This is a genomic window from Achromobacter spanius, from assembly GCF_002966795.1.
GTDB lineage: Bacteria > Pseudomonadota > Gammaproteobacteria > Burkholderiales > Burkholderiaceae_B > Achromobacter > Achromobacter spanius_D.
Map to the genome: position 1 here is coordinate 4874963 of NZ_CP023270.1, position 12727 is coordinate 4887689.

Below are 12727 nucleotides of genomic sequence, written 5' to 3' on the forward strand. Positions count from 1 at the left end.
CATGCTAGAAACCGTCATCAAGCGCGATCGCGACATGGGCACGCCAGCGCGCGTGTCCGAAAAGACCGTCACCCTGACCATCGACGGCCAGGAGATCACCGTCCCCGAAGGCACGTCGCTCATGCGCGCGGCCGCGGACGCCGGCATCAACATCCCCAAGCTCTGCGCCACCGACAGCCTTGAACCATTCGGATCGTGCCGCCTGTGCCTGGTGCAGATCGAAGGCCGCCGCGGCTATCCGGCGTCCTGTACGACGCCGGCCGAGAACGGCATGGTGGTCTTTACCGAAACCCCCAAGCTGCACGACCTGCGGCGCGGCGTGATGGAGCTGTACATTTCGGACCATCCGCTCGACTGCCTGACCTGTCCGGCCAACGGCGACTGCGAACTGCAGGACATGGCGGGCGTCGTGGGCCTGCGCAACGTGCGCTACGGCTACGAGGGCGCCAACCACCTCAAGGCCGAAAAAGACGAGTCCAACCCGTACTTCACCTTCGACGCGTCCAAGTGCATCGTTTGCAACCGCTGCGTGCGCGCCTGCGAAGAAACGCAAGGCACGTTCGCACTGACGATCTCCGGCAAGGGATTCGATTCGCACGTGTCGGCCGGGCAGGACCAGCCCTTCCTCGATAGCGAATGCGTGTCCTGCGGCGCCTGCGTGCAGGCCTGCCCCACATCCACCCTGCAGGAAAAGACCGTCATCATGATGGGCCAGGCCGAGCACTCGGTCGTGACCACCTGCGCCTACTGCGGCGTGGGCTGCGGCTTCAAGGCCGAGATGAAGGGCCAGGAAGTCGTGCGCATGGTCCCCTGGAAGGACGGCCAGGCCAACCGCGGCCATTCCTGCGTGAAGGGGCGGTTTGCCTGGGGCTACACCACGCACAAGGAACGCGTGCTCAAGCCCATGATCCGCAAGCACATCACGGATTCCTGGAAGGAAGTGTCCTGGGACGAGGCCATCAACTACGCGGCCTCGGAATTCCGCCGCATCCAGAGCCAGTACGGGCGCGACGCAGTGGGCGGCATCACGTCCTCGCGCTGCACCAACGAAGAAACCTGGCTGGTGCAAAAGCTGGTGCGCGCCGCCTTCGGCACCAATAACGTCGACACCTGCGCGCGCGTCTGCCATTCACCTACCGGCTACGGCCTGAAGCAGACGCTGGGTGAATCGGCCGGCACGCAGACCTTTGACTCCGTCATGCACACCGACGTGGTCATCGTCATGGGCGCCAACCCGAGCAGCGGCCACCCGGTGTTCGCCTCGCGCCTGAAACGCCGGCTGCGCGAAGGCGCGCGGCTGATCGTCATCGACCCGCGCCGCATCGAACTGGTCAGCTCGCCGCACATCAAGGCCGACTTCCACCTGCAGGTGCGGCCCGGCACCAACACCGCGCTGCTGTCTTCGCTGGCCCACGTCATCGCCACCGAAGGCCTGATCGCCGAGGACTTCGTCGCCGAGCGCTGCGAGGAAAAGGCATTCCGGGAATGGCGCGACTTCGTCTCGCTGCCCGAGAACTCGCCGGAAGCCATGGAAGAGATCACCGGCGTGCCGGCGCAGGCCGTGCGCGGCGCGGCGCGCCTGTTTGCCACCGGCGGCAACGGCTCCATCTATTACGGCCTGGGCGTCACCGAGCACAGCCAGGGCTCGACCACCGTCATGGCGATTGCCAACCTGGCGATGGCCACCGGCAACATCGGCCGCGAAGGCGTGGGCGTCAATCCGTTGCGCGGCCAGAACAACGTGCAGGGCTCGTGCGACATGGGCTCGTTCCCGCACGAACTGCCGGGCTACCGCCACATCTCCGACAACACCGTGCGTGCGCAATTCGAAAAGGACTGGGGCGTCACGCTGCAGCCCGAGCCCGGCCTGCGCATCCCCAACATGTTCGAGGCCGCGCTGGGCGGGTCGTTCAAGGGCCTGTACTGCCAGGGCGAGGACATCGTGCAGTCCGATCCCAACACCCAGCACGTGGCGGCATCGCTGGCGGCGATGGAGTGCATCGTGGTGCAGGACCTGTTCCTGAACGAAACCGCCAAGTACGCCCACGTCTTCCTGCCGGGTTCCTCGTTCCTGGAAAAGGACGGCACCTTCACCAACGCCGAGCGCCGCATCTCGCGCGTGCGCAAAGTCATGGAGCCCAAAAACGGAAAATCCGATTGGGAAGTGACGGTGGCGCTGTCCAATGCGCTGGGCTACCCCATGAACTACAAGCACCCGCGCGAGATCATGGAAGAGATCGCGCGGCTTACGCCCACGTTCGCCAGCGTCACGTACGACAAGCTCGACAAGCTGGGCAGCCTGCAATGGCCGTGCAACGACGACGCGCCGGATGGCACGCCCATCATGCACATCGACCAGTTCGTGCGCGGCAAGGGCCGCTTCATGATCACCAAGTACGTGCCCACCGATGAACGCAGCACGCGCCGCTTCCCGTTGCTGCTGACCACGGGCCGCATCCTGTCGCAATACAACGTGGGCGCGCAGACCCGCCGCACACCCAACGTGATGTGGCATGGCGAGGACGTGCTGGAAATCCATCCGCAGGACGCCGAGGATCGGGGCGTGGCCGAGGGCGACTGGGTCGGCATCCAGAGCCGCGCCGGTGAAACGGTGCTGCGCGCCACGCTGACCGACCGCGTGCAGCCGGGCGTGGTATACACCACGTTCCACTTTCCCGAGTCCGGCGCCAACGTCGTCACCACCGACAGCTCCGACTGGGCGACCAACTGCCCCGAGTACAAGGTCACGGCCGTGCAGCTGACGCGCGTGTCGCAGCCTTCGGAATGGCAGCGGCAATGGTCGCGATTTGCGGATATCCAGCAAAAGCTCCTGCGCGAACGCTCGCGCGAGACCGAGGCGGCGCTGACCGGGAAGTAACCGACAGCCAGCACGCCAGGGATCCCATGCCTACGCCGACCACCGCCCGCCCCGACTGCACGCCGACCCAGGTCATCCGCGTGCGCTCGGGGGTCATCGCCCCCGACGCCGAGACCGACTACGTGGCCGAGGAAACCCCGGTGGCGCTGGAATACAACGGCATCAGCCACGCCACCATGCTGGCCACGCCGGCGGACCTGGAAGACTTTGCCGTGGGGTTCTCGCTGTCCGAAGGCATCATCGGCAGCGTCAGCGACGTGCGCGGCATCGACCTGCTGCCGCAATGCGGCGGCATCGTCGTGCAGCTTGAGATCTCGTCCGCCTGTGAAATGCAGCTGAAGACGCGCCGCCGCGCCATGGCCGGACGCACCGGCTGCGGCCTGTGCGGCGTGGAAACCCTGCCCGAAGTGCTGCGGCCGGTGGCGCCGGTAACCAATGGCGCGCCGGTCCGCATCGAGGCCGTGCTGGCCGCCATGCGCGACATGCGCGCGCGCCAGACGCTGCACGACATCACCGGCGCCACGCACGCCGCCGGCTGGACGGGCGCCGATGGCGGCGTGGCTTTGGTCCGCGAAGACGTGGGCCGCCACAACGCGCTGGACAAGCTGGCGGGCGCCCTGGCGCGCCAGGCGGTCAACGGCAGCGATGGCATCGTCGTGGTGTCCAGCCGCGCCAGCTTCGAGATGGTGCAGAAAACCGCAGCCGCCGGCGTCGCCGTGCTGGCCTCGGTTTCCGCCCCCACTGCGCTGGCCATCCGGCTGGCCACCGACGCCAACGTCACGCTGCTGGGCTTCACGCGCGATGGCGACGCCGCCATCTACACCCACCCCGAACGCATCCTCACCTGAACCGGACGCCAGACAGCAATGGAAATCGTCAACCTGATCCGCATGGCCAACCGCATCGGCCAGTTCTTCGACGCCATGCCGGACCGGCCCGAAGCGCTGGAAGGCGTCACCAATCACATCCAGAAATTCTGGGAACCGCGCATGCGCAACGAATTGCTGGACTTCCTGGCCCGCAGCCCCGACGGGGATGCCGGCGAGGAACAACTGCATCCGCTGGTGCTGCAGGCGGTCACCCAACATCGCGAGCGTCTCACCCCGCTTGCGCGCGTCGCATAGCGCACCCGGGCCGCCTCATGACGGCCCACCCCGAAGTGGCAGGACAGCAACAGATCCATAAAAGAGGCGGCGTCACCGGGCTTTTCCGGGCTACGCACGCTATAAAGCCGCACCCCTGAGGAGACATCATGGAAAGTAGCGCCACCCTGGACCTACCCGGCTCAAGGCCGGGCTTTTTCGACAAAGAACGCACCATCGCGGGGCCGGGCTTCTCGCGCTGGCTGGTGCCTCCGGCCGCCCTGGCCATCCACCTGTGCATCGGCATGGCCTATGGCTTTTCCGTGTTCTGGCTGCCGTTGTCCAAGGTGGTCGGCGGCGCCAAACCGCTGGCTTGCCCGCCCGACATGAGCCTCGCGGCCGAGCTCTTCACCACGAGCTGTGACTGGAAGATCTCGACCATGGGGTGGATGTACACCCTGTTCTTCGTGCTGCTGGGGTGCTCGGCCGCGCTGTGGGGCGGCTGGCTGGAACGCGCCGGCCCGCGCAAGGCCGGTGTCGTGTCGGCCCTGTGCTGGTGCGGCGGCCTGGTCATTTCGGCCATCGGCATCTACCTGCATCAGATGTGGATGCTGTGGCTGGGCTCGGGCGTGATCGGGGGCATCGGGCTGGGGTTGGGGTACATCTCGCCGGTGAGCACGCTGATCAAGTGGTTCCCGGACCGCCGCGGCATGGCGACCGGCATGGCCATCATGGGCTTTGGCGGCGGCGCCATGATCGGCGCGCCGCTGGCCGACCTGCTGATGCGCCACTTCGCCACGCCGACGTCGCCGGGCGTCTGGCAGACGTTCCTGACCATGGCGCTGGTGTACTTCATCTTCATGATGTCGGGCGCCCTGGGCTACCGCGTGCCGCCCACCGGCTGGAAGCCCGCCGGCTGGACGCCGCCCGCCAAACAGGTCAACAACGTGATGATCACGCAGCGCCACGTCCACGTGAAGCGCGTCTGGGGCGTGCCGCAGTTCTGGCTGGTCTGGTGGGCGCTGTGCCTGAACGTCACGGCAGGCATCGGCATCCTCGGGATGGCGTCGCCGCTGCTGCAGGAGGTGTTCGGCGGCGGACTGATCGACAAGCCTGAACTGGGTTTCGGCCAGCTCGACAAGGACCAGCTCGCGGCCATCGCCGCCATTGCCGCCGGCTTCACCGGTCTGCTCAGCCTCTTCAACATTGGCGGCCGCTTCTTCTGGGCCAGCCTGTCGGACAAGCTGGGCCGCAAGATGACGTACTTCGTCTTCTTCGTGCTGGGCTTCTTCCTGTACGCCGCCATTCCCTGGACCGCCCACATCGGCGCCCTGGCGCTCTTCGTGGCCGCCTTCTGCGTCATCCTGTCGATGTACGGCGGCGGCTTTGCCACCGTGCCGGCCTACCTGGCCGACCTGTTCGGCACCCAGATGGTGGGCGCCATCCACGGCCGGCTGCTGACCGCGTGGTCGGCGGCAGGCATCTTCGGCCCGGTTCTCGTCAACTACATCCGCGAGTACCAGCTGTCCATCGGCGTACCGCGCGCCCAGGTATATGACATCACTATGTACATCCTGGCGGGCATGCTGGTCGTGGGATTCCTGTGCAACCTGGCCATCCGCCCGGTCAACGCCAAGTACTTCATGACCGACGAGGAACTGGCCAAGGAAAAGGCGCTGGCGCACGAGCGCGCCGTCGCCTCCGAAACCCACGGCGTGGGCCGGTCCAGCTTCCGCACGCCGCCCGCACTGATCGCCTTTGCGTGGGCCTGCGTCGGCATCCCGCTGGCCTGGGGCATCTGGATCACGCTGCAAAAGGCCGTCGTTCTGTTCCACTGACCCCGTCATGCCGCGGCGCCGCAAGCGCCGCGCCAGTCCCTGGGCGCGAAGCTGCTACATTGGCAGCCCGCGCCCTTATCTTTTATGTGCCTCTCTCATGATCCTGCCCTTCCCCCTTTTCCCCACCGGAGCGACATCTTGAACGCGCCTGAACTGCAATGGGAAGAAAACGGCGTCGCCCGCTCGGCCCGCTGGCACTCGGAAACCGGCGCCACGCCGCCCAAGCGCGTCATCGTCGCCGACGACACGCTGACCGCCGACATGGCCTACCGCCATGCCTGCGAAGGCGTCGGCCTGCTGTGGCGCGGCGATTTCCAGAACGCGCGCCAACTGTTGCAGGCCATCACGCGCCGCGTCGACAAGCGTCCGCGCAAACCGGTCGAGACCCAGCTTGAGGCCTTCAACCAACATCGTCAGGTGCAGTCGCAGCGCGCCCGCATCCTGGGCATGCTGCTGATTCCCTTTGACGCCGGTCACACCATCCCCCTGCGCCGCGCGCCCGACGCGCATCTGGCCTGCGAAGCCGCGAACGTGCCGGGCGATACGCCCTACGTCGCGTCGCTGCGCGAACTGCTGGGCCTGATCGGCGCCTACGAATGGCGCAGAAAGGGCGTGGAGATTGCCGCCCTGAACAACCGCATCCACCCGCATTACGGCGTGTTTTCGCCGGTGCGCGGCGAATATGTGGACCTGATCGCCAACACCCCGATGCCGCGCGGCAGCGTGGCCTTTGATATCGGCACGGGCACCGGCGTGCTCGCAGCGGTCATCGCCCGCCGCGGCGGCAAGCGCGTCATCGCCACCGACACGGATCCCCGCGCAATCGCCTGCACGCGCGAGAACCTGGAACGTCTGGGATTGTCTGGACAGGTCGAAGTCGAACAGACGGATCTGTTCCCCGAAGGCCGCGTGTCGCTGATCGTCTGCAACCCGCCCTGGCTGCCCGCGCGGCCCAGCTCGCCGCTGGAACATGCCGTGTACGACCCGGACAGCCGCATGCTGCGCGGGTTTCTGAATGGATTGAAGGATCATCTGACGCCGAACGGCGAAGGATGGTTGATCCTGTCGGATCTGGCCGAGCACCTGGGCTTGCGCACGCGCGAGCAGTTGCTGGAGATGATCGAGGCCGCCGGACTGCGCGTGATCGAAAAGCTGGATACGCGGCCGGTGCATGGCAAGGCGCGAGACGCGTCGGATCCGTTGTATGCGGCGCGGTCGAAGGAAATGACGTCGCTGTGGAGATTGGGCGCAGCCGGAGCCTGAACCGCTACAGGTTGAGCAGCAAGCGGCGCCGGGCGGGCGCCGCTTGCAGCCTTTTGCAGGGATGGCCGCGACTTCGGCTTCGGGGCATCAGGAAACCGGTGTGCGCGAAAAGGAATAGCCACGCGCCGCTGATTGGCTACAATTAGCAATCATTCCCATTAGCATCTGATCAGCAGACCCGTGCCGCCCGCCCCTTTTGCGTCCTCCGCCGAATTCGTCAGTCTGTACCGCGAGCACCACGGCTGGCTCGTGCAGATGCTGCGCCGCCGGCTTGCCGGCAATGCCGAGAATGCCGCCGATCTGGCGCACGACACCTTCGAGCGGGTCATGCGCAGCGAATCGCGCGCGGCGTTTGCCGAGCCGCGTGGCTTTCTGACCACGGTCGCCAAGCGCCTTTTGATCGACCAGTCGCGCCGCCGCGCCATCGAACAAGCCTATCTTGAGACGCTTGCCGCACGCACGGAAGACGTGGCGCCCAGCCCCGAGACGCATGCGCTGGTGGTCGAGGCGCTGGATGCCGTGTGCCGCATGATGGAGCAGTTGCCGGCGCGCGTGCGGCGGGTTTTCGTGCTGGCGCAGGTGGAAGGCCTGCCCTATCTGGACGTGGCGCGCGAGCTGGGCATTTCGGTGGCGGCCGTGCAGCGCGACATGATCAAGGCGTGGGAGCACTGCTACGCGGTGCTGTACGCATGAGCGCCGCGCACACAGAGCGGGTGCATCCCGACATCATCAGGCAGGCGGCGCAGTGGATGATGCGCGCCGGCGACGCGCCGGACGCCGCCACGCAGGCCGCCTGTACGCAATGGCGCCAGGCTGACGCGCGCCACGAACTGGCCTGGCAGCGCCTGCAGGGCATCAGTCAGGACCTCAAAGCTGCCACCACCGCCAACGTATCGAACGCCGCGGCGGGACAGACCATCCTGCGGTACTGCGACCAACGCTCGCGCCGGGGCGCCCTTAAATGGATGGCGGCCGGCATTGGCCTGGGCGCGCTGGGCTGGATGGGCGCGCGCGAAGGGCTATGGGACGGCAGCACGGTCTATCGCACCGCGACGGGTGAGCAGCGCGTCGTGCACCTGCCCGACGGCACCGTGCTGACCATGAACACCGATTCGGCCGTGGCGATGCGCTATGACGCGCAACAGCGCCGCATCGAACTGCGCAGCGGCGAGATCCTGATCGCCACGGGCACCGACGACGCGGGCCGGCCGTTCGGCGTGAGAACGCCAAACGGTCTGCTGACACCGCTCGGCACCCGCTTTTCCGTGCGCCAGATGGACGACAGCCGGGGCGCCACGCACGTCGCGGTATTCGAAGGCGCCGTGCAGGTGGAGCCGGACGCACAAGCCCAGGCGCGCCGGGTGGTGCATGCCGGCGAGCAGGCCGAGTTCGACCGCCGCACCCTGTCGCCCGTGTCCGCGGTAGACGGAACGGCGCCGGCCTGGACCGAAAGCATGCTGGTCGCGAACCGCATGCGGCTGGACCGCTTCGTGGCAGAGCTGGGTCGCTACCGCCCCGGCATCGTGCGCTGCGATGCCGACGTGGCGCATCGCGAGGTCACCGGCGCGTTCCGCATCGACGACACCGACAAGGCGCTGGAGGTGCTTGCAAGCGTGCTGGACCTGACGCTGCGCTATCGCACGCGGTACTGGGTCAGCGTGGGCCGGGCTTGAAGGCACTGATTCACGCCAATCCGGCACCGGGTCACGCCGCCCCCCGGCCGCGCATCCGACTATTTTGTAACAGCCCCGCAGATTTCCATTTCTGATTCGTAAGACAGAGAGAAGGCCTCGAGGCGCCCGAGGCCACGCTTTTCAATCGACGAATCAGGAAACCCCCAGTCATGGCACGACGCCATTCTCTTTCCCCCCTAGCCTTGTCATCGTCCCCACGCCTGCGCTTGCGCCTTGCCGTCCACCTTGCGCTGACGGCCGCCGCCTCGCTCGCCGTGCCCGCCGCGTCGTGGGCCCAGGCCGCATCCGCCGGCGAAGTCGCCTTCGCCATCGCACCCACCAGCCTGGACGTGGCGCTGGGCCAGTTCGGCGTCGCCGCCAAGGTCACCGTGGCCGCCTCGCCATCCCTGACGCGCGGCGTAAGGACGCAAGGTCTGTCGGGCCGCTACACAGCCGAGCAAGGACTGGCCCGGCTGCTGGCCGGTACCGGCCTGCAGGCGGTCGCCAATGCCAACGGCGAGGGCTACCACCTGCGGCGCCTCCCGCAGGACACGCCGGGCGTGTCCACGCTGGCGCCGGTGACCGTGACCGGTCTGACCGACGACCCCGTCACCGAGGGCACCGGCAGCTACACGAGCCGCGTCGTCACCATCGGCAAAGGCCGCCAGACGCTGAAGGAAATACCCCAGTCGGTCACCGTCGTGACCCGCCAGCGCATGGACGATCAGAACGCCAACACGCTGGACGACGTGCTGGCCAACAGCACCGGCATGACGCTCTACAAGAGCCCGATGGGCGGCAGCTACGTGTATTCGCGCGGCTTCCGCGTGGACAGCTACCAGTTCGACGGCGTGAACCGCGCCTTCTACTATCCCCAGGCCGACAGCTTCACGACCAACACCGTGACGCTGGACCGCGTGGAAATCATCCGCGGCGCCACCGGCCTGATGCAGGGCGCCGGCTCGCCCAGCGCGGCCGTCAACCTGGTGCGCAAGCGCCCGCTTGCCGACACCCAGGTGCAGATGCTGGCCAGCGGCGGCTCGTGGAACAACTATCGCGCCGACATCGACGCCAGCGCGCCGCTGAACGAAGCCGGCACGCTGCGCGCCCGCGGCGTGGCCAGCTACAACGACCGCGAGTACTTCTACGACAGCGCGAAAAGCCGCACTGGCGTGCTGTACGGCGTGCTGAGCTATGACTTCACACCGGACACCACCCTGACCGGCGGCGTCAGCTACGAGGAACTGCGCTCCACGCCCTTCTTCCATGGCCTGCCGCATTACAGCAACGGCGACGACATCGGCCTGAAGCGGTCGACGTCGCTGGGCCAGAACTGGAACTACTGGAACGGCAAGCAGACCACCGTCTTTGCCGAGCTGGCGCATCGCTTCAACAAGGACTGGTCGCTCAAGCTGACCGGCACGTCCACCCAGGAATCCAACGATTCGAAGTACGCCTTCACCGAAGGCGCCGTGAATCCCGTGACGGGCCTGGGGCCCATGCTGTACGCGGGCCTGTTCGACATGTCCACGCACAACAAGGCGCTGAACCTGGACGTGGACGGCGCCTTCGAGGCGCTGGGCCGCAAGCATTCGGTGAGCTTTGGCGCCAGCATCAACGAACTGACCAGCAAGAACGATTTCGCGCTGAACCGCCTGAACCGCGCCGTGAACGTATGGAACCCGGACCACCATGTGCCGGAGCCCACCGATGACTGGATGCGCGAAAACGCCTACCGCAGCGCCGCGACCGTCGTGAAGATGAAGCAGACCGGCGTGTACGGCGTCGGCCGCTTCAGCCTGGCCGACCCGCTGACGCTGGTGGCCGGCGCGCGCGTGAGCTGGTACGAGAACACCAGCCGCTATCGCGACAGCGGCGAGCAGTACGTCGATCCCTACAAGGACAACGGCGTCGTCACGCCCTATGGCGGCCTGATCTACGCGTTCAATCCGCAGTGGTCCGGCTACGTCAGCTACGCGCAGATCTTCGAACCGCAGAACGCGGTGGACGCATCGGGCAAGGTGCTCGATCCCATCGTGGGCAAGAACTACGAGATCGGCCTGAAGGGCGAGCTGATGGATGGGCGCCTGAACACGTCCATTGCGCTCTTCCGCGTCGATCAGAAGAACCGCGCGCAAGAGGATCTGAGCAGCGTGTGCTCCACCGGCGACATCTGCTACCTGGCGAGCGGCAAGGTGCGCAGCCAGGGCCTGGACGCCGAGATCAGCGGCGAAGTAGCGCCGGGCTGGCAACTGTTTGCGGGCTACACGTTCAACACGCTGAAGTTCCTGGACGACACCTCGGTCACCAACACCAACTTCGCCCGCACCGTCACGCCCAAGCACATCCTGCGCCTGTGGTCCGACTACCGGCTGCCCGGTGAGCTGTCGGCATGGTCGCTGGGCGGCGGCGTGAACTACCAGACGGGCAGCTACACGGAAACGCGCTCCGTGCGCGTCTCGCAAGGGTCTTACGCCGTGTGGAATGCGCGCGTCGCGTATCAGATCAACAAGAACTGGTCGGCGGCGTTGAACGTGAACAACATCTTCGACAAGACCTACTACCAGACGATTGGCGCGCCGGGCTGGGGCAGCTTCTATGGCGATCCGCGCAACGCCACGCTGACGGTCCGCGGCACGTTCTGACGCCGGACGGGACGGGCGCGCGGGCCATCACCGGGCCCGCGCGCCGCGTCAATTCAAGAACATTCAGCGTCAACTGAAGACGTGCAGCGCGCCCAGCGCCAGGATCAGCGCCGGGGGCATCACCACGATGCCCAACCGCAAAAAGCTCAGCGCGCTGATGTGCATGCCTTCGCGGCGCACGGCCAGCAGCCACAGCAAGGTGGCGAGCGAGCCGCTTACCGACAGATTGGGTCCCAGGTCGATGCCGATCAGCAGCGCGGCGTTGGCCGTGCTGGACAGGTCGGCCATACGCGCCAGCGTGCCCGCCATCAACCCGGCCGGCAGATTGTTGATGACGTTGCCTGACAGCGCGGCGCCCACGCCGCCGGCCCACAGCGCGGCGCCGGCGGACAGGCCCCGCATCAGGTCCGCCAGGTCCTGCAGCACGCCGCTGGCGGCCATGCCTTCGACCAGCACGAACAACCCGGCCACCAGGGGCAGCACGCCCCACGCGACGCCCTTGATGAGGCGCAGCGGCCCCGACCGCGTCACCGCCAGCACCAGCGCCGCCGACACGCAGCCGGCGATCAGCGTGGGCAGGCCCAGACGATGGCCGAGCGCCGACGTGATGAGCAGCGTCCCCGCGGTAATGGCCACGCCCAGCGCGGCCATGCGCAGCGGCCACGTCATCGGCGGCAGCGGCGGCGATGCTTTTAGCGGCTGCCGCAGATCATCGCGAAACACCAGCCGCAACGTGACGTACGTGGAGCCGATGGCCAAGACGGAAGGCAGCGCAAAGTGCGCCAGCCACGGCCCCAGCGCGGGCATGCGGTCCCCGAACACCACCAGGTTGGCGGGATTGGAGATCGGCAGGACGAAGCTGGCCGCGTTGGCGATGAAGGCGCAGACGTACAGATACGGCAACGGCGGCGCGCCGACCACGCGCGCCACCGCATAGACGGCGGGCGTCAGCACGACTGCCGTGGCGTCGTTGGACAACAGCACCGTGACCGCGGTGCCCACCAGGAACACCAGATCGAAGAGCCGCCGCGCCGACCCGGCCGCGTGATCGGCCGCCGCCACCGCCACCCAGTCGAACAGGCCCGCCTGCCGGGCGACCTCGGCCACCAGCATCATGCCGATCAGGAACAGATAGACGTCGGCGCCTTCGAGAATGGCCCTGCCGGCCTGCGCGGCAGGCAGCAATCCCAGCGCCACCAGCGCGACGGCGCCCGCCGTGGCCCACACGTATTCCGGCAACCGCCACGGACGAAAGAGGATGGCCATGGTGGTCGCGGCGGCAATCAACCAGATCACGGCATTGGATAGCGACATGCTTTCAGGAGGAGATCAAGAAACGCTGCACTGT

Annotated in this window: 9 protein-coding genes; 8 read left to right on the forward strand and 1 reads right to left on the reverse strand. The window is 67.1% G+C overall.

Annotation, left to right across the window (positions count from 1 at the left end; genetic code table 11):
* The first annotated feature begins 1 nt into the window (after nt 1).
* The 8 genes from fdhF to CLM73_RS22175 all read left to right on the forward strand — a co-directional run bounded on the left by fdhF (nt 2) and on the right by CLM73_RS22175 (nt 11379).
* On the forward strand, nt 2-2878 hold the full coding sequence (gene fdhF, locus CLM73_RS22140) for a formate dehydrogenase subunit alpha (protein ID WP_105240254.1): 2877 nt from the start codon (nt 2-4) through the stop codon (nt 2876-2878).
* 26 nt (nt 2879-2904) lie between these two features.
* A complete protein-coding gene (gene fdhD, locus CLM73_RS22145; RefSeq protein WP_105240255.1) occupies nt 2905-3726 on the forward strand; it encodes a formate dehydrogenase accessory sulfurtransferase FdhD in 822 nt (273 codons plus the stop codon).
* Between the two features lie 18 nt (nt 3727-3744).
* Nucleotides 3745-4002, forward strand: a complete 258-nt coding sequence (locus CLM73_RS22150; RefSeq protein WP_105240256.1) for a formate dehydrogenase subunit delta — start codon at nt 3745-3747, stop codon at nt 4000-4002.
* Nucleotides 4003-4130: 128 nt separating this feature from the next.
* Entirely contained in the window at nt 4131-5798 is a 1668-nt protein-coding gene (locus tag CLM73_RS22155; RefSeq protein ID WP_105240257.1) for an OFA family MFS transporter, read from the forward strand.
* 138 nt (nt 5799-5936) lie between these two features.
* On the forward strand, nt 5937-7061 hold the full coding sequence (locus CLM73_RS22160) for a methyltransferase (protein ID WP_105240258.1): 1125 nt from the start codon (nt 5937-5939) through the stop codon (nt 7059-7061).
* 180 nt (nt 7062-7241) lie between these two features.
* A complete protein-coding gene (locus tag CLM73_RS22165; protein WP_105240259.1) occupies nt 7242-7754 on the forward strand; it encodes a sigma-70 family RNA polymerase sigma factor in 513 nt (170 codons plus the stop codon).
* Complete coding sequence (locus tag CLM73_RS22170) at nt 7751-8734, forward strand: FecR domain-containing protein (RefSeq protein WP_105240260.1); 984 nt, start codon at nt 7751-7753, stop codon at nt 8732-8734. The genes CLM73_RS22165 and CLM73_RS22170 overlap by 4 nt, the downstream gene beginning before the upstream one ends.
* Nucleotides 8735-8904: 170 nt before the next feature.
* Nucleotides 8905-11379 (forward strand): TonB-dependent siderophore receptor, encoded by a 2475-nt coding sequence (locus tag CLM73_RS22175; RefSeq protein WP_105240261.1) that lies wholly within the window; start codon nt 8905-8907, stop codon nt 11377-11379.
* A 69-nt stretch (nt 11380-11448) separates the two neighbouring features.
* Here the strand turns inward: CLM73_RS22175 and CLM73_RS22180 are convergent, their stop codons facing one another.
* Nucleotides 11449-12693, reverse strand: a complete 1245-nt coding sequence (locus tag CLM73_RS22180) for an arsenic transporter (RefSeq protein ID WP_105240262.1) — start codon at nt 12691-12693, stop codon at nt 11449-11451.
* Nucleotides 12694-12727: the final 34 nt, after the last annotated feature.